The organism is Amycolatopsis nalaikhensis (assembly GCF_030264295.1).
In the GTDB taxonomy this organism is placed as follows: Bacteria; Actinomycetota; Actinomycetes; order Mycobacteriales; family Pseudonocardiaceae; genus Amycolatopsis; species Amycolatopsis nalaikhensis.
In genome coordinates, this window is the sequence record NZ_CP127173.1 from 2,778,419 (window position 1) to 2,802,185 (window position 23,767).

Consider the following 23,767-nt stretch of genomic DNA (forward strand, 5'->3'; position numbering starts at 1 on the left):
CACCGGAAACTTAGTCGACCGGGTAGCGAGCGAACCACCGGTCGTCGTCCGGCGCATCCGGACCGAACTCGGTGAGCGCGTCGTCCGCCAGGCCGACGATGACGTCGCGGAGCTCGAGCTGGTCCAGCCAGCCGCCCCGCAGGGCTTCCTCGCCGTACATCGCGCCGACGAGGTTGCCGCAGACCGAGCCGGTCGAGTCGCTGTCCCCGCTGTGGTTGACCGCCGCGAGCAGCGCCGAGTCGGCGTCGGTCGTGGCCAAAGCGACGTACACCGACATCGACAACGCGGTCTCGCCGACGTTGCCCTGCCCCAAGGATTCGAGCTTTTCCGGCGTCGGCGGTCCCTGCCGCGCGAGCGCGAGAGCCGCGTCGAGCGCGTCGCTCTGCTCTTCGTGTCCCGGGTGCTTGACCAGCTCGGCCCGCGCGGTCGCGACCGCCTCGAGCAGCGGTTTTCCGTGCAGCAGCTCGTGGACGACCACGGCGAAACACCCCGACGACAAATACCCGCTCGGGTGACCGTGGGTCAGCGCCGCGCTCTCGGCGCCGAGCCGGAAGACCTCGGCGAGGTCGTCGGACCACAGCGCGATCGGCGCGGCCCGCATGACCCCGCCGCAGCCCTTCGAGTTGTTCACCGGACGCTCGATCGTGCCCCGGACGCCTGAGCGGCCGTACGCCTCCAGCTCGCCGAAGCAGGTCAGTCCCGGCGCGCGACGGCTGAACAACTCCTGGTGCGTGATCAGCCAGCCGTCCGGCGCTTCGACGGTCGACTGCGGCCCGCGCGCCCGGTCCCAGGCGACGCCCTGCGTGTGCAGCCAGCGCTGGTAGGCCAGCTGCAGCGAGTGCACGACGTCGGCCGAACCCGTGCGCCGCCGCTGGGCGTGCGCGCGGATCAGCGCTTCGAGCGTGAAGAGCGTCATCTGCGTGTCGTCGGTGATCCGGCCGACGCCGCCGTACGCGGGGATGAAGTCGGTGATGCCGTCCGGCCCGGCGATCTCGCGGATCCGGTCGATCGAGTCGAACTCCGTCTTCGCGCCGAGCGCGTCGCCGATCGCCCCAGCCAGCAGGCTGCCGCGTAGTCGCGAGCGCATGTCGGGTCCCTTCGGCTTCGGCGTGAAGCGGCCGCTCGGGTACCGGCGCTCCCAGCGGGCGTGCTCCGCGGTCTCCGTCTGGAGGCCGTTGCGGTTGAAGTACCAGAAGACGTCGCTCGCGACGTCCTCGAGGAGCCCGAGGTCGGGCAGCACCGAGACCCAGGGCAGGCCGGGCACGCCGACCCGGGCGCCGACGAGCGCGCCCGCGACGGCACCCGCGACCGGGCCGGACCGCGCGGCGAGCGTGATGGCCGCTTCGGGGTCGTGGCCGCGCTTGGCCGCGGCGAACAGCGCCCGGCTCAGCACCGCCCGCTCGCCGAGGGATTCGAGCTGCTTCACGTCGTCGGCGTCGCGGTCTTCGCGCAACGCCAGCACCCGCGTCGCGAGTTCGCCGCCGATCTCCCGCAGCCGCAGGTGCACCGGCAGCGCGAACGCGTCCCGGGTGAGCAGGGCCTGGAACAGCGCGATCAGCAGGTCGACGCCCTCGGCGACGGCACCGCCGGCCAGCTCGCGCGCGACGTCCTTCGCGTACTGGTCAGCGTCGACGCCGTCGACGGCGACCGCACTGGCCGGAGTCGCGGCCAACGCCGTGGCGAGCAACGCCGAGGGGTCGTCGGGGGCGAACCCGGCGTGCCGCGTGGCGACCGCGAGCCAGCCGACCGGGTCCGGATCGGGCAGCGGCGACGGCACCTCGCCGGTCGGCACCGGCGGCAGGCCGCGCAGCACGATGTCGGTGTGGAACAGCAGGTGCCGCGTCAGCCCGCCCATCGGCAGCGGGCCGGCCGGGTCGGCACCGCCGCCCAGCGCGTCACCGATGGCGAAGCCGACGTACGCGCCGACGATCCGGTGCAACGCGAAACGCGCGGCCGGCGTGCCGAAGGCGGAGAACTTCCCGTACGTCCACGGCACCGGCCGCGGGCGCGCGTCCTCGTCGACGTGCGCGATCAAGCCGTTGGCGGCCAGGTCGGCGGGCCATTCGGGGTCCTGGCCCGCCCGCCGCCGGACGCCGTTGCGGTACTGCCAGGCGAACCCGCGCAGGTACCGGACGCACTCCTCCGGCGTCAGCTCGAAGTGGTGGTCGCGCGCGTGGTCGACGGCGTACCGCAGGTGCCTTTCGAGGAGGTCCGGCGGCTCGATGCCGAACTCCTCGACCAGCCCCGGGAGTGCGTCGGCGACCTCCGGCCCGGCTTCCGGCGCGGGCTCGTCGACCTTGGGCCGCCGCTCGCCGGGCTCGACGTCGGCCAGTTCGGCGGCGGTCAGGCTGCGGACCAGCCCGGTACCGGGGTCCAGCGTCAGCCCGGTCGACGGCCGGTCCGCCAGGAGCTCGCGGACCGTCACGCGCCACCGGCGCGGGTACCGGCCGGGTACCTTCGCCGACGAGCTGTAGGCGATCACCTCGCGTCCGGACGACCCGGGCACCGGCCGCAGCAGCGGCTCGCCGTCCGGCGTCGGCACCAGCACTTCGCAGTTCAACAGCGCGCGGGCGAACTCGGCGCGGCTGATCCAGTTCGCGCCCAGGTAGTTCAGCAGCTTCTCGGCGTCGGTCGTCGGCACCGGGAAGCCGCTCCACACCGGGCCCGGGGTGTAGCGCTCGTTGACCCGGCGCGGGCCGGTCGGCTCGCCGAACAGCGTGTACTGCGCCCAGCCGCGGATGGCGCGCACCGGGATGCCGAGGTCGGGGAACGCCTTCTCGTCGAACTCGGGGTCGACGTCGGGGCGCCACTCGACGAAGCCGTCGGCTTCCGCTTCTGTCATTCTCCTCATCCTCGCGCTAATGCCGCGGGTAGCGCTCGATCCACTGGTCGCCGAGCGCGCTCAGCGCCGAGTGCCGGTCGAAGTGCCAGTAGGCGTCCGACGCGACGTTCTCGACCAGGTAGCGCAGCTCCAGCTGGTCGACCCACTTCTGCGGCAGCCCCGGGATCCCGGTGCGCGCGCCGAGCAGGGCGCCGGCCAGCGCGCCGGTGAGCGCGCTGCGGCCGGAGTGGTTGACGGCGCGCAGCAGCGCCTGCTCCGGGTAGTTCTCGAAGCCGGACAACGCGGCGAAGGCGCGTCCCATCACCGACAGCGTGGTCTTGCCGTCGCCGATCAGCTCGGGCATCCGCAGGTCGGGCAGCCCGTGCTCGCCGAAGAACGGCACCGACTCGGCGACCATGTCCTTGATCGCCGTCCACTCCGGACCCTGCTGGTACTCGCTGTCCGGGTTGAGCACCTCGCGGCTGAGGTTCCAGATCGGGAAGCTGAACGCGTCCTTGGTGAGCGCCTGCTCGAACAGCCAGGTCAGGTAGGTCGCGGCGGCCAGGTCGGGTTCGGTCGGGTGCGTGACACCCGCGAGGTCGCGCACCGCCTGGCGCGCGCCGCCGCTCAGCCCGCTGCCGGGACCGGCCATGGTCAGCGCGGCGGGCAACGCCGGGATCAGCGCGGCCGGGCCGGTCATCGGCGGCGCGCCCGCGGCTTCGGTCGCGAGCTGGTGGTAGGCGTTGAGCTCGACGTCGTCGGCGTCGCGGCGGGCGTGCAGGTCCGGGACCTGCACGAGCCAGCCGTCGGCGTGCTCCATCGGCGCGCCCTGCGTGCGCAACCAGCGCTGCAGCGCCCCGCGGACGACGCCGGGGAAGAGCAGCTCGGCCTCGCGCGACTCCGGCTGCTCGCGGTGCGGGCTGCGGATGGCCGCCTCGGTGTAGAACAGCAGCCGCTGCGTCAGCGAGCCGATCCGGCCCGGCTGGTCGAACGCCTGGACCAGGTCGGTGACGCCGTCGATGCCGAACTTCGCGTGGATGTCGTGCAGCATCATCCGGTCGACGGCCGCGCCGAGGGCCTCCCCGAGCGCGAAGCCGACGTACGCGCCCGTGACGCGCTGCCAGCCGTAGCGGAAGCCGTCGAGGTCGCGCTCGAAGTACTTGCCGAAGGTGTCCAGCCGCGGCACCGTGCGCCCGGCGTTGTCGTAGGCCGGGGCCAGGCCGTTCGCGCGCAGGTCGTTGGGCTTGCTGCGCGGCGGTTCGGGCATGGTCATGCGCTTCAGCCACGACTCGCCGAGCACGGTCTTCGCGCACTCCTCGGCGGTCAGCTCGAAGCCGCGGCGCCGGGCCTTCTCGGCCGCGACCAGCGGCGGCTTGACCGGATCCGGCAGTCCCATCCGGGCCGCGGTGTCGGCGGCGACGCGGATCAGGTCCTCCTCAGCCTCCGGGCAGCGGCCGTGCACGTCGATGCGCGGCTCGTGCCGCGGGAACCGCTTGACGATCTCGGCGAGCTCGCCGCTGGAGACGTCCTCGATGGTCGTCGGGCCGCCGTTGATCACCAGGTTCGGCGGGTGCTCGAACTCGGCCAGCGTCGCGACGTCGACCTTCCACCAGCCGTGCTCCCGCGAGGGCAGGTGCCGGGTCGAGCTGAACACCTTGAGCTCGTTGCGCTCCTCGGCGAAGTAGAACCGGTCGGTCTTGCCGGTCTCCAGGTCGAGCGGGACGAACACCTCGCACCGGATCAGCCCGATGAGCAGCAGCTCGCGGGTCAGCCAGCCGACGCTGGCGAACGACAGCAGCGTCTCGAGGGTGTTCTCGGGCTTCGGGTAGCCGCGGCGGATCGGCCCTGCCTTGTACTCGGGGTTCTCGCGCTCTTCGCCGGTCTGGTTGCCCTCGGCGTCGACCTTCACCCAGCCCGCGACGGCCTGCAGCGGCACGCCCAGCTCGCCGAGCCCGGCCTTCACGTACTCGGGGTCGACGACCTCGCGCCAGTTCTCCTGGCCGGGGAACGCCACCGGCACAGACAGCCCACCCGGGTGCGGATGTGCCTGGCGCAGCTCGCCGTCCGGCTCGCGCACGACGACTGACGGCGGCGGGAAGATCTCCTTCTCCGGCCGCCCCTCGTCGAGGAACGCGATGGTGTTGTAGGGCACCGACCAGCCCTCGGGGATGCGCAGCACCTTCTCGGTGTCCACCCGGAGCCCGGCGGGACCGGAGACGTCCGGGCCGTGCACCGCGCGCAGCCACTGACCGACCTTGGCAATCGCTTCCGCCGCTTCCACCTACTCGATCCTCTCCAGGCTTCCGTCGGACTCGTGCTCGGCGATCGTCTTCGGCAGCACGAAGGCCACCGCGCCACCCGGCAGGTTCGCCCATGGAACCGTGATGCCGGTGATCACGTGCAAGGGGCGTCTCAGCCGGTAGCTCCGCCGCACCCGCTCGCGTTCGAGCGGCAGCGACGTCGTGGCGAACCGTACCTCCCCGTGGTGGACGAGGTTGCCGGGTTCCTCGCCGAAGCGCAGAACGACCGTACCCGCCACCAGCCGCGTGATGCGCTTGTTGCGGAGCAGGGTGAGGGGAGGCTCACCCGGGGCCGGGTGGACCGGCCAGTCGGCCAGCTCGCGCGCGGTCTCCAACGGCGTTTCGTGGCCCGCGGTCATCCGCGCCGGGTGCAGCAGCAGCGCGCCGAGCAGCTGCTGGGCCGCGTCTTCGAGCCGCTCGAAGTACTTCGGCGACCGCGGTTTCCCGCCGGCGTAGGCGGCGACCTCCCAGCCGTCGGGCGTGAAGTTGAGGCACCACGTGCCGTCCGCGCGCTCGCCGACGCGGTAGGCCTCCGGCCACACCCCGTGCTCGCCGAGCCGCTGCACCAGCACGATCAGCAGCTCGTCGTCGCCGAGCTTCGGGTCCGGCGTGGTCTCCAGCTCCGCGACGACGTCACCGCCGGTCTTCTTCACGTCGGCGCGGCTCGGCTTCGGCCGCGGCTTGCCCAGCAGATCGGCCTCGGCGGTCCGCCGGACCAGCGGCTCGACGTACGGCGGCTGGAAGTGGTTGCGGCGGATGTGCGCGACGAGGTCCGGCTCCGGCGGCACGCCGTGCTTGGCCAGCAGCAGCGGCACGGCTTCGGACCAGATCCAGGTGCCGTCGGTGTGGAACCGCTCGTCGTCCTCTTCGTGCACGACGGCCTCGCGCTCGAGGTACTGCAGCACGAGCGGCGCCTCGGTGTCGGTCAGCGGCGGCCGTTCGACGTCCAGGTCGCCGACCTCGGCGTGCCGGAACACCACCCCCAGCGGCAGCTGCGCGCGCAGCCGCCACCAGTCCGGGATGTGCTCGTCGGCGCGCGGGAACGCGGCGAGCTCCTCGGGGTAGGCCGTCGACGGCGGTGGGTCCGTCCACACGGGATCGTCGTCGAGCGCGAAGTCGAAGTCGAACGTGCCGTCGGGGTTGAGCGTGAACCGCGCCTGCAGCCAGGTGCCGCGGCCGTCGGTGTACATCCCTTGCCGCAGCTCGGAGAACTGCTCGGCGACGGCGTCCGGCGTCGCCGCGTTGTGGCCGTCGATCTCGGCGTGCGCGCCGACCTGCCGGAAGTCGACGACGGCGGGCCGCGCGGCGTCGGCGCGGTGTTCGCGCACGAGCTTTCCCAGCTGCACCAAGAGGGTGCGCTGGTCGTCCGGCGAAAGGCGATGTTCCACGTGAATCATCGCGCCAGCACCGAGGTGAACGTGAAGGTCGGCGGCTCCCCGGCGGCGCGGCGGGCGAACTCGTCCTCCCACATCCGGAAGGTGCGCCGATAAAGAGAGTCGATCAAGGCGCGTTCCTCCTTGGTGATCCGGCGGTTCTCCTCCTTCGCCGTGTCCCAGAGCGCGTCGATCGTCTGGTAGAGCGCGAAGATCGGCCCGTCGCCGCGGAGGTAACGCTGCCGTTGTTCCTCGGTCCGGCGGATGAACCGCTCACGGTCGAGGCTCCGGATGTCCGGGCCGTGGTCGAAGAGGACGTCGGTGACGTGTTCCGGGTCTTCGTCGAACGCCCCGGTTTTCCAGTTCAGGATGCGCCCGGTCAACCCGCCGTCGGGCGTGCTGTCCACCACGTAGCTGTGGGCGAAGTACTCGAAGTACGCCGGCGTCTGGACCATTAGAGACTCCCCTGCAGCGCGTCCCAGAACAGCTCTCGTTCGCGCTTGACCAGCCCGTCGATCAGGGCCTTTTCCTCGGCGGTGTAGGCACGACCCTCGGCTTTCGCGAGCGCCTTGAGGTCACGGCGGACCTCGTACAGCGAGTGCTCGTACGCCGACACGTCGTCCAGCGCCTTCAGATGGAGGCGCAGTTCGGCGACGTGCCCGTCGATGCGCACGCTCATCTGGAGGTCGCGGTAACCCGCCGGAGCGGGGTTCGCGAAGCGGTCGTCGAAGTCGACGATCTCCAGCTCCGGGTGGGCCGCGATCCGCGCCAACGCGGCGTACGCGTCCTGCACACGGTCGAACTGGATCATCGCGCCCGCGAGATCGACCAGCCGGGACGCGTCGCCGTCGTAGTTGGTGTTGATCTTGTCCATCGCCCGGCCTTCGGACTTCGGTCCGGGCCGGAACCCCGCGTGGCCGCCGGTTTCCTCGGCCAGCGGCGGCAGGATCTCCTTCAGCTTGAGATCGGCCCGCGCGGCTTCGCGGTAGCGCTCGGCGAGGTACTCGCGCGTGTACGCCTCGTCCCCGAGTTTGCTCGGGTCGAACGGGGCCTGCGCGCGGTGTGCGTCCGGATGGTCCTCGGCCTGGTCGAGCACGTCCCGCGAGGTTTCGGCCTGCTCCGGGGTGAGCGGAGTCGGGTCCGGGTGCGGTGCCACCGGTTCGGCGTCCGGGGCGGGGTGGTGCACCTCGTGCACGGCGTCGGTGAGGATCGGGATGGCCTCGTCGTGCACCAGCAGGCTGGCGATGGTCTCCGGCTTCCGCAGCAGCGACCGCGTCAGGAACTCGTTGGCCGGGTCGTGGAGCAGGTCGACCAGTTCCGGGTGCTCGGCCAGCCGCGTCCGGATGAACTCGCCGATCGGGCCGAGGTTCTGCGGGTTGCCCTCGTGGTCCTTGACGACGAGGTCGGTGGTGGCGCCGTCGAGCGCCTCGGCCACGCGCGGCTGCGCGAGAAGCTCGTCGAGGCGGGCGTGCGGCGCACTGCCGTAACCGCCGTGCGTCTCGGCCGTGGTGTGGTCGGTGCCGACGCGCACCTCGTCCGGCGTGCCGACGTGCATCAGCTTGATGTCCTTCGGCGGCTGCGGCAGGTGCATCAGGTCGCCGGACTGCGGGTCGATGAACGCGACGCCGTCACGGGTGTGCACGACCATCGCGACGTGCCCGTACTCGACACCGTTCGGGCCTTCGTACTTCACCGCGACCACGGCGTGGTGGTCCAGCGGCTTCTCGCGCATCTCGCGGATGACGTCGTCGTAGCTGCCCCGGCCGGAGAAGGACTCGCCGAAGCGGCCTTCGAGGTGCTCGAGCGTGCCGCGGGTGCCCATCTCGTGCAGCAGGATCGGCTCGGCCGTCATGTCGCCGCCACGCAGCCGGTCCAGGTAGGCCTCGGGCCCGCGCGTGCAGTTCGACATGTAGCCGTTCTCGAGGGCGCCCGGCCGGTGGAAGCCCGGGTTGACGTCGCGCAGGTGCGGGTGCCGGTCTTGGACGTAGGCCGCGCGCTCGCTCGGCGTCGTCCCGCCGGCGTGGATGGCCGGCTCGGCGGGCGGGTTCGTCGAACGCGCGAGCCGCGAGTAATCCGGACCCGGTTCAGGCACGGGCAGCGGCTCGGCGGGCGTGTCGACGGCGTCGTGGACGGTCGGCGGCTCCGGCGAGGGCGTGACGTGTTCCGGCTCGGTCAGGCCGCCGAGCCGTTCCATCAGCGAGGCTTGCTTGCGCCGCGCGAACTCGGCCGCGTTGTGGTCGTTCTCGGCGCGCCGCTCGGCCATCTTTTGCTGAGCGGTCTCGGGGTCGAGGTAGCGCGGGTGGCCGGGCCCGATCTCCTCGGCGACGATGACCCACTTGCGGCGGCCGTCGGGCGTGAGCTCGAGACGTCGCTCGTGGACCAGCAGCTGCGTCCCGGGCGGCGAGAGGGATTCGCGCTCGCCCGGGTTCTCGGCGAGCTTCGAGATGTCGCGGAGGTTGTCGGAGCGGATGTGCAGCTCGACGTCGTCGCCGAACTTCGACGTCGAGAGCTCGCCGGTCTTGATGGAGGCACTGGAGAAGGCGGGCTCGACGACGACCGCGCCGGGCTCGTACGGCCCGGCGACCAGTTCGGCCAGCCGCGGGTCGCCGCCGACGTCGATGCCGCGGAGGGCCTCCCCGGACTGGCGCGGGACCTGGTTGAGCCCGTCCATGATCGCGCGGGTGTTCTCCTGCGCGAGGTCGAAGCCGGGGTGGCCGGGACCGCGGCGCAGGGCCTCGTTGACGTCGTAGGCGTACTCGCCGCGGGTGTAGCCGTGCACGGCGACGGCGCCTTCGTCGCTGAGCGGAAGGTGGGCGGCGTCGCGGCGGGCGAGCGCGCGGTCGTGGATCTCCTGGTAGATGCCCTCGTCCCCGACGGCGCGGCGGATGCTCTCGTGGTCAGCGGACGTGCCGCGGTGCTCGTCGTCGAAGAGGAAGCCCTCGTCGTGCGGCACGCGTTCGGGCGTCGGTCCGAGCCGATCGGCGATGCTCGGCGGCTCGTGGTGCCCGAGCGGCATCTCCCGGATGCCGGTGGCGTCGGGCGGCAGTTCGGCGAGCCGCCCGGTGACGGGATCGGCGAAGACGATGCCGTGTTCGGTGTGCACCCCGGCGACCAGCCGCGACTCCCCGAGGTGCTCGAATGCGACGGCGGAGTGCGCGCCGACGGGACGTTCCCCGAGGCCGCGAGCGACGTCGTCGAAGCTGCCCCGGCTGCTCCACGGCCCACTGAGTTGTTCTCCCTGCGCGGGCCCGGCAACGACGTCCTCACCGTTCATCCGCCGTTCGAAGGCGACCATGGATTCGGCGGCGTTGGTCCGGTAGCCGTTCTCGAGAGCGTCGGGGCCGTAGTGGTTGCGGGTGTTGACGGCGCCGAGTTCGGGAACGGCGTCCCGCACGAGCCGGGCGTGCTGCTGAGGCGTCTCGACAGAACCGGCGTGCAGCACGGGGGTGCCACCCGGCGTCAGCGGCTCGGCGAGCTGGGACCAGCCACCCTCTGGCTCACCGGTGGCCGGAACCCGCCGCTCGGGTGCGGGCGGCGCGTCCTCGGGGTCGAAGCCGAGCAGCTTGGACATGTCGCCGGTGGGCTTGAGGTGCGGGTGTTCGGCGTAGAAGCGCTCGAGCTCTTCGTCGGCTTCGCGCTGGAAGCGTTCTTCGTCAGCACGTTCCTGAGCCCGGCGGTCTTCGACGGCCTGCCGCGCCTCGGCGTCACCGAGATGCCGCGGATCCCCGGGAGTGACTTCTTCGGCGTGCACGATCCACTGCGGTTCGCCCTTTTTGTGCTGCGGGTGCTCGGGGTGACCAGGCCCCATCTCGACCCCGGTGACGGCGAACTGCGAACCGGCCTTGAAGAGGACCTCGCGCTCGTTCCCGATGCTGGCCATGGACTCGACGTCCCGGCCGGTCTTGGACTGGATCCGCATCTCGACCTCGCCGGGGAAGGTGCTGCGCGGGTGGTCCGCATCGACCTTCGACGAGCTGAGGAAGGAGGGTTCGGTGATGTGCGCGCCCTCGTGGAAGCGGCCGAGGAAGGCCTGCAGCCGCGCGGGATCGCCCTGGAAGTCAACGCGCCGCGAAACGGTCCCGGTGTGCGGCGGCAGCTCATTGAGACCGGAGACGAGCGCACCGGCTTGCGGAGCGAGATCGACGAGTTCGGGGCCACCCAGGCGAAGGGCGCGGTTGAGCGGCCCGACCATCTCGTAGCGCGTGTAGGCGTGGACGGCGAAGGCCCCGGCGTCGGACATGCCGGGGTGGAACTCGTCGCGCTTGGCGAGCGCCTCGCGGCGGACTTGTTCGTGGCGCCATTCGCCGGTCTCGAGGCTCCGCCGCCCGGAGTCCATGAAGGTGTCCTCGATCCGCCTGACCCCGGCGGGGTCTTCGGTGCGGAAGGCGGTGTCGGTCAGGTAGGGCTCGTGCGGCGTCTCGGGGAGGGAAGCGTCGTCAGTTTGGTGGTCCGGGTGTTCGTCACCGGACGTCTCGTGTTGTGTCGTTTCCTGCTCGGGGCGGTGTTCCTCGGCAGGAGTCTGTTCGGCTTCCTCCCCGGGCGTGCGCCCCTCCTCGGCGGCGGTCGTCTCGCGCACCGGCGCGTGCGGCTCGGCAGACCGCTGCCCGTCGGCCTGCTCAGCGGAAGGCTCCCCCGCGCGACTCTGCTCGCGGCCGGGCGTGTGCTCGTCGAGCCGCGCAGCACCGGGTGCATGGTCGCGCGCGAGGGGTTGTTCCGCAGTCGGCGACTCGCTTGGGCGCGGTTGCGCGGGCGCAGGCCGCTCCTGAGGAGTCGGTTCGGACGGCCGCGGAGCCGGAGGTTCGTAAGGCACCCGCGGATCCCCGGGCCGCCCATGGGGTCCGCGAGGAAGCTGCTCCTGCGGCGGCCCAAACCGCGGCGGCGGAACAGGAGAGTGCCCACCCGGCCGCGACGGCGGCAAAGGAGGCCGCCCACCAGGCGGAGGCGGCATGGGCGGCCGTCCACCAGGGTGCGGCCCAGGCCCCTGCGGACCCCGCGGCTGGTTCGGATACCCAGCAGGACGCCCACCCACGGCCGGATGCGGCGGAGGCATGGAACCCCGCCCTGGCGGCATCCGGCGCGGATCATTCGGATGAAGTCCACCCTGCGGATGTGGCACCCCTTGCGGCGGATGCGCCGCCTGCGGGGGCTGCCCACCTTGCTGTCCACCCTGTGGGTGCGGCGCACCCTGCGGTGGTAGCCCACCTTGCGGAGGAGGCCCAGCTTGCGGGTGCTGCCAGGCCTGCGGATGCGGCGCTCCCTGCGGCAGCTGACCGCCTAGCGGAGGCCGCCCGCCCTGCGGATGCGACGCGCCTTGCGGAGGCAGTCCACCCTGTGGGTGCTGCCCGCCCTGCGGCGGCTGCCCGCCTTGCGGGAGCTGTCCGCCTTGCGGGTGCGGCGCGCCCTGTGGAGGTTGCCCACCTTGCGGCGGCCCGCCGGGCCGTTGCTCACCCGGCCGAACGGGAGCCTGCCCACCCTGCGAGACAGGCGGCTGCCCACCAGCCCGCGGATCCCCCGCCCACCCGGGCGCCTGCCCACCGTGCGGCAAGCGCGGTTGCCCACCCGGGTGCGGCGCACCAGCTTGCCAACCTTGCTGCCCACCATGCGTCGCAGGCGAAGGCCCACCAGATTGCCCGTGCGGCACCCCACCCGGCGGCATCGGCGGCTGCCCCGGTCCACCAGGCCGAACCGGCGGCTGCCCACCCTGCGGCGACGGACGCTGACCGCCCGGTCGAACCGGCGGCTGCCCACCCACGGGCGGCTGCTGCAACATCCGCCGCGGATCCTGTCGCGGCTGCTCATGCGACGGCTGTCCCCCGCCAGGCCGCGGCCCCGGGCCACCACCGTTCGCCATCCCACCCACCGGAGGTGGCGCGAATCCCCCGGGCGGAGGCGCCGTCTGCGGCGACGGACCATTCTGGAACGCAGCATCCGCAGCGAACGGCTGGCTCGACCCACCGGTGAACCCAGCCGCCCCGACGCTGTCTTGCGAACGTCCAACGCCAGGCCTCCCCGGCTCCGCACCGAAACCCGGCGGCGGGGCCATGCCGTAGCCGCCCTGCGGCGACCCACCCGTCGGCTGGCTCTGCGGAGCCTGCTGCGCGACAGCCTCCGGACGCTCTGCCTGCGGGCCCGGCCGCGGCGCCTCACCCGTGGCCTGCGGCTGATCCGCACCCCTCGACGGCTCGGCGGACTGCCGCGCCGACGGCTCATCCGCACGCGCCTCCACCGACTGCCGCTCGGGGGCTGGGGTGCTGTCCGCCTCCCGCCGAACTTCCGGCTCGGAGGCCGCCCGCGGCGACTCCGGCTCATCGCCTCGCGACTCGGGCTCGTGCCGCGGTTCCTCGCCTCGCGACTCCGGTTCGGAGGTGGACCGTTGTTCTTCGCCCCGTGACTCGGGTTCCGAAGTGGACCGGGGTTCCTCGCCCCGTGACTCCGGTTCGGAGGTGGACCGGGGTTCTTCGCCCCGCGATTCGGGTTCCGAAGTGGACCGGGGTTCCTCGCCCCGTGACTCCGGTTCGGAGGTGGACCGGGGTTCTTCGCCCCGCGATTCGGGTTCCGAAGTGGACCGGGGTTCCTCGCCCCGTGACTCCGGTTCGGAGGTGGACCGGGGTTCTTCGCCCCGCGATTCGGGTTCCGAAGTGGACCGGGGTTCCTCGCCCCGTGACTCCGGTTCGGAGGTGGACCGGGGCTCCTCGCCCCGAGACTCCGGTTCAGAAGTCGACCGCGGCTCTTCGCCCCGCGACTCGGGCTCGCGTCGTGACTCGGCTTCCGAGCTTCGACCGGGTTTCTTCGCTCCGCGACTCGGGTTCCGAGCTAGACCGCGACTCCGGTTCCGAACCCGAACTCGACTCCTCCCGCCGCCCCGACCGGCCGGAATCCCCAGCGTCAGAATCCCGAGAACTCCGCGACTCCCCAGAGCCACCCGAGTCAGAGCCAGAACCCCCAGGAATGTTCGCCTCATGAACAGAGTGCAGCTGCTCCTTAGCACCCCCAACGGCCCCACCAACAGCCCCGCTGGAAGCCCCCATGAGCAGCTGCTCCGGAGTCAAAGACCCAAGATCCCCGGTAACAGCAGCCTGCCCAACGGTCTGAGCAACCCCCTCAACAGCCCCCCGAGTCCCAGCCCGAAGAGCAGCATCGGCAACCTGCCCACCGGCAGAATGCGAAAGCCCCTCCGTAGCCCCCCGCCCAATAGACCCCGAAGCCGCCCCAACGACCCCACCAACCGCACCGGAAACAGCCGCATCGGAGGTCTTCGACCAGTCCCAGCTCTGCCGGTCCCCCTTGGCCATCTGCAGGCCCTGGATCCCGGCGTCCATCCCCAGGTTGATGGCCTCGTTCTTGAGGACCTCCATGCCGATCTTCTTGAGCCCCTGCTTGAGCAGCTTCTCCAGCAGCTCCTTCGCGACCTGCTTGAACCCCTGCTGCGCGAGCTTCTCGAGCAGCTGCCGGAACAGCATCTGCACGGTCATCCGCGTGGCCATCTGAGCGGGCGCGATCCCCGCCGTCGAGCCGCCGAACGTCACCGCCGCCGCCGCGATCATCGCCGCTATCTGGGCCGCCAGCACGATCAGCGAGATGATGATCATGTACTTCGTGTACTCGACGTCCAAAGCCGTCTGGTCGCACGAATCACCCAACGCCTTAGTCGCGTCGGCCAGCTGTTTGAAGTACGCCTCGTCGCCGTCGACGAACTTCTTCCACTGCTCGACGAACGCGTCCGCGCCGTCGCCCGTCCAGTTGTCGCGGATGCCCGATGCCGCCTGGTTGCCCGCTTCCGTGGCTGGTGCGATCGCCGATGCCGCCTGATGCCACGCGTCCCGGAGGGCCCTCAGCTTGGTCTCGTCGCCCTCGGGCCAGCTCTCCCCGACGACGATCGGCAGCAGCCACTTGACCGCGTCGGGCATCTCCATACCCACGCGTCATTGCCCCTTGCTGAGCTGGGACGTCACGTCTTCGTCGGCGCCGGACAGTGCCTTCATCGACTTGGCGACGTTCTGCTGCAGGCCGCGCAGCCCCTGCACGAGGTTGGTGAACCCTTCGACGGCGCCCTGCGAGCCGGGCACGTAGTCCTTCGCGAACTCCTTGCCGGAGTCGTCGTCGCCCCAGCACTCGCCCTGCGCGTCGAGCGCACCCTGCAACGTCTTCAGCGCGCTGTCGAGGCCGTCCGCGGCCGTGATCAGGCCGTTCGACGCGCGCAGCACCGCGTCCGGCTCCGCGGTGAAGCCGGAACCCCCCTCCGGCATCAGTCGCCCCTCGTCATCCAGGACGACGGCGGCTCCTCGTCCTCGTCGGACCGCGGCGGGCGGACGCGCTTGGGGGCCGGCTTCGGCGCGGGCATCGGGGGCGCCTGCTCGTTGCGCAGGATCGATCCGCCGTCCTCGAACGATTCGGGACGGGGTGCCGGGGCTTCTTCTTCGACGAACTCGGGGATCTTCGGCACCAGCCCGGCCAGCGACGGCGCGCCCTCGACCAGGTCGGCGAGGTCCGGCAGGCCTTCGGTGATCGGCGCCATCAGGTCCGCGATCTTCTGCTTGACCTGCAACGATCCTTGACGCACCAGCGTCTGGACGGTGGTCGCGAGCTGCGCGGGCGTCGTGCGCTCGAACGTGTTCGGCGCGAACTCGAGCTTCGCGAGGCTGCCGCCGGCGTCGATGGTGGCGCGGACCAGTCCGTCGGGCGAGCTCACCTGAGCCGACGTCTCCGCCGCCGCGGCCTGGGCGTCACGCAGCTGCGCCGTCTGCCGCTCGAAGTTCTCCAGGAGGGTGTCCATCTGGTCCTTCATCGCGGCATTGCGTGCTTCGAGCCGTGCACGGTCGTCGCCCGCGGTGGTCACAGGTGCCCCCGGTGTCCCTCGAACCTACTAATGACTTGCCGTCACCCTAATGCCAATGGAGCAATCCCGGTGACCGGTTCGGGTGTTTGCCTCAGCGAATCGCGCGGCGGCGGGCGAGCACGTACCCGGCTCCGCCGACGAGGTAGCAGACGGTCGCGGCGATGAGCAGGCCCGGCGCGCGGCCGTCGTCCGGGACGACCAGCGCGGCCAGCGAAACCGCCGCGACCTGCGTGATGTTGAACAGTGTGTCGTACAACGCGAATACCCGGCCGCGGGCTTCGTCGGCGACGTCGAGCTGGATCGACGAGTCGACGCAGAGCTTGAGCACCTGCCCGGCCCCGGTGATCAGGAACGACGCGAGCAGCGCCAGCGGCAGCACCATGGGCAGCCCCAGCGCGGCCTGCGCGACCGCGGCGAGCAGCAGCGCGCCGAGCACCGCGCGCAGCCTGCCGAAGACGCGGACCAGCCGCGCCGTCAGCAGTCCGGCCAGCAACAGGCCCGTGCCGGCGAGCGCGGCCATCTGCCCGAGCCCGGGCAGTCCGGCGCGGAAGAGGCCGTGGTCGGTGAAGTAGTTCCGCATCATCAGCACGGTGACCAGCAGCGACACCCCGAACGACGCCCGGTGCGCGAACAGCGCGATGAACCCGGCCGTGACGCTGGGGGCGCGCCACGCGTGGCGCGCGCCGTCGGCCAGTCCGCGGGCGACGGCCAGCACGGGGTTCGTCGGCTCGTCGACCACCGACGGCCCGAGCACGCCACGGGCGAAGCCGCGCGCGATCAGCGCCGAGACCAGCGTGCCGAGGACGGCGAACGCCGTGGTCTCAGCCGATCCGACGTCGTTGCCGCCGAAGAGCGCCCGCAGGCCGATCGCGCAGCCGCCGCCGATGACCGCGACCACTGAGCCGAGCGTCGTGGAGAAGGCGTTCGCCGTCACGACGCTCTCTTCGGGGACGACGTGCGGCAGCGACGCCGAGAGGCCCGAGCCGATGAAGCGTGAGATGCCTTCCGCGGCCAGTGCCAGCGAGAACAGGCCGAGCCCGCCGAACCCGAAGCCGACGGCGGCGGACGCGGCGACGATGGCCAGCCCGCGCAGGAGGTTCGCGAAGATGAGCACGCGACGGCGGTCCCAGCGGTCCAGCAGCGCCCCGGCGAACGGCCCGACCACCGAGTACGGCAGCAGCAGCGCGGCGAACCCACCCGCGATGGCGAGTGGATCGGCGGCGCGCTCGGGGTTGAACAGCACCGCACCGGCGAGCCCGGCGCGGAAGACGCCGTCGCCCCAGCTGGCCGCGAAGCGCGTGAAGAGCAGACGCCGGAAGTCGGGGTCCTTGAGCAGCTCCCGTGGACCCTTCCGCGGTGTCGCCACGCGGGCGCTGATCGTCACAGGGCCAGGGTAATAGGTGGCCGACGCACTAAGGTCGCCTCTCGGCGGCTATGCGCAGTGTGGCTCCAGCCGGACGGTATTCCACAAAGGCGGTTCTTCAGTGAGCCCGGGGGACACGGAGTGCGCCGACCACTGTTTCAAACGAGGCTCTTGGGGCGATTGTTCCCGAGCCGAAGTAATTCGCCGGGCCGGGGGTGGGATCATGGGTCGCGTGCCTGCGGACGCCGAGGTTGAACCGGGAACCCTCCTGGTCGCCGCCCCCACGATGGTCGACCCCAACTTCCGCCGGACCGTGGTGTTCGTCATCGACCACCGCGAGGAGGGCACGCTCGGCGTGGTCCTGAACCGGCCGAGCGACGTCGCCGTGCACGACGTGCTGCCGAACTGGGGTGGGCACGTCGCCGAGCCGCAGGCCGTGTTCGTCGGCGGGCCCGTCGAGAAGAAGACGGCGCTGTGCCTGGCCGCGCTGCGCACCGGCGAGACGGCGGCGAGTGTGCCGGGCGTGATCGCCGTCCGCGGGCCGGTCGCGCTGGTCGACCTGGACACCGATCCCGAGGTGCTGGTGCCGAAGGTCCGCGGTGTGCGCGTGTTCGCCGGGTACGCGGGCTGGGACTCGGGGCAGCTCGCGGGCGAGATCGAGCGTGAGGACTGGGTCATCGTGCCCGCGCTGCCGAGCGACATCCTGGCGTCGCCGAACGGAGACCTGTGGAGCCAGGTGCTGCGCCGCCAGGGCGTCCCGCTGGCGCTGCTGGCCACCCACCCGGGCGACCTGCAAAGGAACTAGGCGTCTTCCTTCTTGAAGACGCCGCAGCCGCCGGCGCCGCACGCGCAGCCGCTGCACCCGGCGGGCGCCGCCGGAGCCGGGGCCGGAACGGTCAGCGCGGCGCGGTTGCCGAGCACGCCGCCGCCCATGACCAGCAGCAGCATGGCGAGCACGCCCGCGAGCGCGGCGGAGACCAGCCCGCCGGTCGTCGGCATCGCGAGCCCGGCCAGCCCGGCGAGCACGGAGATCGCACCCCCGGCCATGGTCGGCAGCCCCGCGACGCGGTTGGCGAGCTTGAAAGCTTCTTCGCTGCGCAACGCCGCTTGGGTGCGCACGCCGGTCCCGCCTTCGCGCGTCAAGCGCTCGCGGAAACCGAGGAACCCACCAAAGCCGACGAACAGACCCAGCACGATCGGAACCAGCGCGATAGCGAACACGGGGTCAAGGATAAGCGTGACGTCCCGGCAACCTGCCGGATACCCTGATCGACTGTGCTACAGGCCATGTCACCGCGTGTACTGCCCACCGTCCTGACCGCTGCCCTGATCGGGGGAATTCTCGCCGCGGCGGCCCCGGCGGAAGCCGCCGTGAGTCACCAGCGGCCGATCCGGCTGCTCGGCGAGAAGATCGTCCCGAACGCCCTGCCGTTCCAGGGCACGACGGTCGGCGGCCTGTCCAGCATCGACTACGACCCGCGGACCGGCGGGTACGCCCTGATCTGCGACGACCGGTCGGCGATCAACCCGGCCCGGTTCTACACGGCGACCTTCCCGGTCACGGCCGACGGCGTCGGCGACGTCACCTTCACCGGCACGAAGCCGCTCCTGCGCCCGGACGGCACGCCGTACCCGCCGCTGGCGCAGAACGACCCGAGCAAGCCGCAGAACGAGCAGACGATCGACCCCGAAGAGCTGCGCGTCGACCCGTGGACCGGCGACTACTACTGGTCGCAGGAGGGCGAGCGGACGGCGACGACGCTCATCGACCCGTCGATCCGGGAGGCGCGCCGCGACGGCGAATACGTCCGTGACCTGCCGATCCCCGCGAACGAGAAGATGACGCCGACGGCGGGTCCGCGCCAGAACCTGGTGCTCGAGGGCATCACGTTCGCCGGGTTCGGCTCGCTGCTGGCCAGCGAGGTCGAGGGCCCGCTCCTGCAGGACGGCCCCGAGCCGACGACGACGTCCGGCGCGCTGTCGCGGATCACCCTTCAGGCGCGGTCCGGCCCGGTCCTGGCGCAGTACGCCTACCCGCAGGAGCCGCTCTTCGCCGCGCCCGTGCCGCCGACGGCGTTCGCCACCACCGGCGTCTCCTCGATGCTGGCCGTCGACCAGGCCGATCCGACGAAGTTCCTGATGATGGAGCGGTCGTTCAGCACCGGCGTCGGCAACAAGGTGCGCGTCTACGAGATCGACACGAAGGGTGCGACGAACGTCCTGAACGTGAAGTCGCTGGGTGACGCGAAGCACGTGAAGCCGGTGAAAAAGCGCCTGCTGTTCGACGCCGCCGACCTCGGCCTGTCCACTGTGGACAACATCGAGGGCATGACGTGGGGTCCGAAGCTGCCGAACGGGGAGCGCAGCTTGATCATCGTCAGCGACAACAACTTCTCCGCGACCCAGGTCACCCAGTTCGTCGCACTGGCGGTCCCCTCCGAACGGCTTTGACCAGCAAGTTACGATGAAGGTGTGAACACGGCTCGGCTGCTCCTTAGCCTGCCGCGCTGACCGGGCCCGCCCGGCCGGCGCGGCGACCCCTCATGCCCTGGTGGCTGAGGGGTCGAGTTGTTTCTGGAGCGGCTCGACACGAAGGAAGACGGCATGACTGAGGCGACCGGGACCGACGTCCCCGCGCACCGCTACACGGCGGCGCTGGCGGGTCAGATCGAGCAGCGCTGGCAGGACCACTGGGCCGACCAGGGCACCTTCCACGCGCCCAACCCCGTCGGGCCGCTCGCCGTCGAGGGGCAGCCGGTGCCCAGCGACAAGCTGTTCGTCCAGGACATGTTCCCGTACCCGTCGGGCTCCGGCCTGCACGTCGGGCATCCGCTGGGCTTCATCAGCACCGACGTCTTCGCCCGGTACCACCGGATGATCGGGCGCAACGTGCTGCACACGATGGGCTTCGACGCGTTCGGCCTGCCGGCCGAGCAGTACGCCGTCCAGACCGGGCAGCACCCGCGGAAGACGACCGAGGAGAACATCCGGACCTACCTGCGCCAGATCCGGCGCCTGGGCCTGGGCCACGACGAACGCCGTCGCATCTCCACGATCGACCCCGAGTACTACCGCTGGACGCAGTGGATCTTCCTGCAGATCTTCAACAGCTGGTACGACACCGAGGCGGGCAAGGCGCGCCCGATCGCCGAGCTGGAAGCCGCCTTCGCCGACGGCTCGCGCGAGGTGCCCGGCAACAAGGACTGGGCGGCCCTGAGCGCGGCCGAGCGGAAGAAGGTGATCGACGACCACCGGCTGGTGTACATCTCCGAAGCGCCGGTCAACTGGTGCCCGGGTCTGGGCACGGTGCTGTCGAACGAAGAGGTCACCGCCGACGGCCGCAGCGAACGCGGCAACTTCCCCGTCTTCCGCCGCAACCTGCGGCAGTGGATGATGCGGATCACCGCGTACGCCGACCGGCTGGTCGACGACCTGGACCTGCTGGACTGGCCGGAGAAGGTCAAGTCCATGCAGCGGAACTGGATCGGCCGCTCGCACGGCGCCCGCGTCACCTTCAAGTCCGGCGACGACGGCATCGAGGTCTTCACGACCCGGCCGGACACCCTGTTCGGCGCCACCTACATGGTGCTGGCGCCGGAGCACCCGCTGGTCGACAAGCTGGTCACTTCGGCCTGGCCTGAGGACGTCGATTCCCGCTGGACCGGTGGCGCGGCGACGCCCGCCGAGGCCATCAAGGAGTACCGCGTCGCGGCGTCGCGGAAGTCCGAGCTGGACCGGCAGGAGAACAAGGAGAAGACCGGCGTCTTCACCGGTGCGTACGCGACGAACCCGGTCAACGACAAGCAGATCCCGATCTTCGTCGCCGACTACGTGCTGATGGGCTACGGCACCGGCGCGATCATGGCCGTCCCCGGTCAGGACGTCCGCGACTGGGAGTTCGCCGAGAAGTTCGGGCTGGAGATCATCCGGACCGTGCAGCCGTCCGAAGGCTTCGACGGCAAGGCGTACACGGGTGACGGCCCGGCGATCAACTCGGGCTTCCTGGACGGCATGGACGTGGCCGAGGCCAAGAAGACGATCATCGACTGGCTGGCCGAGAAGGGCGCCGGGACCGGGACCGTCCAGTACAAGCTGCGCGACTGGCTGTTCTCGCGCCAGCGTTACTGGGGCGAGCCGTTCCCGGTGGTCTACGACGAGAACGGTGAAGTGCATGCCGTCCCCGAGTCGATGCTGCCGATCGAGCTGCCCGAGGTCGCCGACTACTCGCCGGTGACGTTCGACCCGGAGGACCGCGACTCGACGCCGTCGTCGCCGCTGGCGCGTGCGACGGACTGGGTCGAGGTCGAGCTGGACCTGGGTGACGGCCCGAAGAAGTACCGCCGCGACATCAACACGATGCCGAACTGGGCGGGTTCCTGCTGGTACCAGCTGCGCTACCTGGACCCGACCAACTCGGAGACGTTCTGCGCGCCGGAGAACGAGCAGTACTGGATGGGCCCGCGGCACGCCGAGCACGGCGTGGACGACACCGGCGGCGTCGACCTGTACGTCGGCGGCGTCGAGCACGCGGTGCTGCACCTGCTGTACTCGCGGTTCTGGCACAAGGTGCTGTTCGACCTGGGGCACGTGACGTCCAAGGAGCCGTACCGGAAGCTGTTCAACCAGGGCTACATCGAGGCGTACGCGTACACGGACTCGCGCGGCGTCTACGTCCCGGCCGAGCAGGTCGAGGAGCGCGACGGCAAGTACTTCTACAACGGTGAGGAAGTCACCCAGGAGTACGGCAAGATGGGCAAGAGCCTGAAGAACGTCGTGACGCCGGACGAGATGGCCGAGAACTACGGCGCCGACACGTTCCGGTTCTACGAGATGGCGATGGGCCCGCTGGCCATGTCGCGCCCGTGGGCGACCAAGGACGTCGTGGGCGCGCACCGGTTCCTGCAGCGGCTGTGGCGCCTGGTCGTCGACGAGAACACCGGCGAGCTGCGAGTGTCCACTGAGGACGCTTCCGAGGCGGACCGCAAGGTGCTGCACAAGACCATCGCGGGCGTCCGCGAGGACTACGCGGAGATGCGGTTCAACACGGCGGGCGCGAAGCTGATCGAGCTGAACAACCACCTCACGAAGGTGTACGGCGCGGCCGCGTCGACGCCGCGTGAGCTGGCCGAGCCGCTGGTGCTGATGCTGGCGCCGCTGGCCCCGCACATGGCCGAGGAGCTGTGGCACCGGATGGGCCACGCGGACTCGCTGGTGCAGGGCCCGTTCCCGGTGGTGGACGAGAAGTACCTGGTGGAGGACTCGGTCGAGTACCCGATCCAGGTCAACGGCAAGGTCCGCTCCCGGGTGACGGTCGCGGCGTCGGCGTCGTCGGACGAGGTCCAGGCGGCGGCGCTGGCGGACGAGAAGGTCGCGGCGATGGTCGGCGGCGGCGCACCGCGCAAGGTGATCGTGGTCCCGGGCCGGCTGGTCAACATCGTCCTGTAGCGCGCTGTCGGAAAGCCGCCGGTGATTCCCCGGTTCTCCCGATTTGATTGAGCGGTCAACGAAAACCGCTCGATCGAAGGAGAACCGGGGATGACCCTCGACGGCAAGGTGGCACTGGTGACGGGCGGCAGCCGCGGAATCGGCGCGGCCACGGCACTGCGGCTCGCCGAGGACGGCGCGGACGTCGCGCTGACGTACGTGAACAACGCCGCGCGGGCGGCCGAGGTGGTCGACAAGATCAAGGGCCTCGGCCGCCGCGCGCTGGCGATCCAGGCGGATTCGGCGGACGCAGCCGCGGTCTCGGCCGCCGTTTCGGCAGCGGTGGCGGAGTTCGGCCGGCTCGACGTGCTGGTGAACAACGCGGGCGTCGGCTTCGTGGGCGCGTTCGACGAAACTTCGTTGGAAGACGTCGACCGAGTGCTGGCGGTGAACGTCCGAGGCGTGTTCGCGACAACGCAAGCCGCGGCGGGGGTGTTGGCCGACGGCGGCCGAGTGATCACGATCGGCAGCTGCGTGACGGACCGAGTCCCGGGCCCGGGCATGGCGCTGTACGCGACGAGCAAGGGGGCGATGGTCGGCCTGACGAAGGCGCTGGCGCGCGAGCTGGGACCGCGCGGCATCACGGTCAACCTGGTCCACCCGGGCCCGACGGACACGGACATGAACCCGGCGGACGGCCCGTACGCGGCGGACCAGGCGGCGCTGACAGCGTTCGACCGCTACGGGAGGCCGTCCGAGGTGGCGTCGGCGGTGTCGTACCTGGCATCACCGGGCGCCGAGTACGTGACGGCGGCGGTGCTGTCGGTGGACGGCGGGCACGCGGCCTAGCTGCGGTCGAGCCCGATTTCCCGAGCCAGGTCGATGAGCATGGCCTCGAAGAGGACGTCGGGCTTGGACATCGGGATGGGGTAGTTGCCGAAGACCTCGAGCGTGACGTGCCCGTAGAGCCGGGCCCAGAACTGGATCATCAGGTACGTCACGCCGAGGTCGATCTTCTCGACGGGAACGTCTTGCTCCGACTCAGCAAGCACCGTGACCAGCGACTCTTGGAAGGTCTTCAAGTCGTCCCGCAGCTCATCGGGCACACGGCTGGCGGAGGGCAAGACGATGTCGGTCCGGGCAAGCACCCGCCCAGCGGCGGCCAGGAAGATCCGCCCGAAGGGTTCATCAACCCGGCTCAGCGCACTCCCCGCCGTCGAGCCCACGCCCCCGGTCGGGGAGGCGAAGACGAGCGTGAATTCCTTCGTGTGGGTGAGCGCCCACCGCCGGAAGCCCTTGCAGATGGCGAAGAGCTGCAGCATCCCGTCATCAGGCAGATCGGCGATGTCCTCGGCGAGCTCATCGGCCAGATCGGCACAGACATCCAGCCGCAGGTTCTCGACGAGATCGTCCCGCGACTCGTAGTACCGGTAGAGAGCGGGCGCGGTGATCCCCAGCTCCCGAGCGATGGCACGCAGGGTGACCGCCTCGGGCCCCTGCTCGACGAGCAGCTTCCGGGCGGTCCGCCGGATGTCCTGTTCGGTAGCCGCACGCGCGCGACCCCTCCGCGTGGGGTGGCTCATCCGAACAGTCTAGGTGCTTACTACGACAAATCTTGCATTAACGCGATCTCCGCCGTAACGAAAAGGT

General features: G+C 71.1%; 15 protein-coding genes. 4 read left to right on the plus strand and 11 right to left on the minus strand.

Annotated features, from left to right (window positions below; all coding sequences use genetic code 11):
* Positions 1 to 10 precede the first annotated feature (10 nt).
* The 9 genes from QP939_RS13765 to QP939_RS13805 form a co-directional block, all read right to left on the minus strand.
* Complete coding sequence (locus QP939_RS13765) at positions 11 to 2,842, minus strand: ADP-ribosylglycohydrolase family protein (RefSeq protein ID WP_285457141.1); 2,832 nt, start codon at positions 2,840 to 2,842, stop codon at positions 11 to 13.
* A gap of 16 nt (positions 2,843 to 2,858) precedes the next feature.
* A complete protein-coding gene (locus QP939_RS13770) occupies positions 2,859 to 5,102 on the minus strand; it encodes a YrhB family protein (RefSeq protein ID WP_285457142.1) in 2,244 nt (747 codons plus the stop codon).
* Positions 5,103 to 6,518, minus strand: coding sequence for a TNT domain-containing protein (locus QP939_RS13775; protein ID WP_285457143.1), 1,416 nt, complete (start codon positions 6,516 to 6,518; stop codon positions 5,103 to 5,105).
* Positions 6,515 to 6,949: a hypothetical protein gene (locus tag QP939_RS13780; protein WP_285457145.1), complete on the minus strand. Its 435-nt coding sequence runs from the start codon at positions 6,947 to 6,949 to the stop codon at positions 6,515 to 6,517. Before QP939_RS13780 ends, QP939_RS13775 begins: the two co-directional genes overlap by 4 nt.
* The gene (locus QP939_RS13785) at positions 6,949 to 11,070 is read right to left on the minus strand and encodes a toxin glutamine deamidase domain-containing protein (protein ID WP_285457147.1); all 4,122 of its coding nucleotides are present in this window, start codon (positions 11,068 to 11,070) and stop codon (positions 6,949 to 6,951) included. The genes QP939_RS13780 and QP939_RS13785 overlap by 1 nt, the downstream gene beginning before the upstream one ends.
* 2,134 nt (positions 11,071 to 13,204) lie before the next feature.
* Positions 13,205 to 14,407 (minus strand): WXG100 family type VII secretion target, encoded by a 1,203-nt coding sequence (locus QP939_RS13790; protein ID WP_285457148.1) that lies wholly within the window; start codon positions 14,405 to 14,407, stop codon positions 13,205 to 13,207.
* A gap of 9 nt (positions 14,408 to 14,416) precedes the next feature.
* Entirely contained in the window at positions 14,417 to 14,740 is a 324-nt protein-coding gene (locus QP939_RS13795; protein WP_285457149.1) for a WXG100 family type VII secretion target, read from the minus strand.
* Positions 14,740 to 15,279, minus strand: a complete 540-nt coding sequence (locus QP939_RS13800; RefSeq protein ID WP_285457150.1) for a YbaB/EbfC family nucleoid-associated protein — start codon at positions 15,277 to 15,279, stop codon at positions 14,740 to 14,742. The genes QP939_RS13795 and QP939_RS13800 overlap by 1 nt, the downstream gene beginning before the upstream one ends.
* Positions 15,280 to 15,421: 142 nt before the next feature.
* Complete coding sequence (locus tag QP939_RS13805; protein ID WP_285457151.1) at positions 15,422 to 16,714, minus strand: MFS transporter; 1,293 nt, start codon at positions 16,712 to 16,714, stop codon at positions 15,422 to 15,424.
* A 202-nt stretch (positions 16,715 to 16,916) separates the two neighbouring features.
* Between QP939_RS13805 and QP939_RS13810 the strand changes: the two genes are divergently transcribed.
* Positions 16,917 to 17,498 (plus strand): YqgE/AlgH family protein, encoded by a 582-nt coding sequence (locus tag QP939_RS13810; protein WP_285457152.1) that lies wholly within the window; start codon positions 16,917 to 16,919, stop codon positions 17,496 to 17,498.
* On the opposite strand, the gene QP939_RS13815 is transcribed toward QP939_RS13810, so the two are convergent.
* Positions 17,495 to 17,914 carry an SdpI family protein gene (locus QP939_RS13815; protein WP_285457154.1) on the minus strand — a complete coding sequence of 140 codons (420 nt, stop codon included), beginning with the start codon at positions 17,912 to 17,914 and terminating at the stop codon, positions 17,495 to 17,497. The genes QP939_RS13810 and QP939_RS13815 overlap by 4 nt on opposite strands.
* 66 nt (positions 17,915 to 17,980) lie before the next feature.
* Here QP939_RS13815 and QP939_RS13820 point away from each other — a divergent pair, with 66 nt between their 5' ends.
* From QP939_RS13820 to QP939_RS13830, 3 genes are all read left to right on the plus strand, one after another.
* Positions 17,981 to 19,144, plus strand: a complete 1,164-nt coding sequence (locus QP939_RS13820) for an esterase-like activity of phytase family protein (RefSeq protein WP_285457155.1) — start codon at positions 17,981 to 17,983, stop codon at positions 19,142 to 19,144.
* 153 nt (positions 19,145 to 19,297) lie between these two features.
* A complete protein-coding gene (gene leuS / locus QP939_RS13825) occupies positions 19,298 to 22,138 on the plus strand; it encodes a leucine--tRNA ligase (RefSeq protein ID WP_285457156.1) in 2,841 nt (946 codons plus the stop codon).
* 90 nt (positions 22,139 to 22,228) lie between these two features.
* Positions 22,229 to 22,966 carry a 3-oxoacyl-ACP reductase family protein gene (locus tag QP939_RS13830; RefSeq protein ID WP_285457157.1) on the plus strand — a complete coding sequence of 246 codons (738 nt, stop codon included), beginning with the start codon at positions 22,229 to 22,231 and terminating at the stop codon, positions 22,964 to 22,966.
* On the opposite strand, the gene QP939_RS13835 is transcribed toward QP939_RS13830, so the two are convergent.
* Positions 22,963 to 23,700 carry a TetR/AcrR family transcriptional regulator gene (locus QP939_RS13835; RefSeq protein ID WP_285457158.1) on the minus strand — a complete coding sequence of 246 codons (738 nt, stop codon included), beginning with the start codon at positions 23,698 to 23,700 and terminating at the stop codon, positions 22,963 to 22,965. The two genes, QP939_RS13830 and QP939_RS13835, sit on opposite strands and share 4 nt — an antisense overlap.
* Positions 23,701 to 23,767 lie beyond the last annotated feature (67 nt).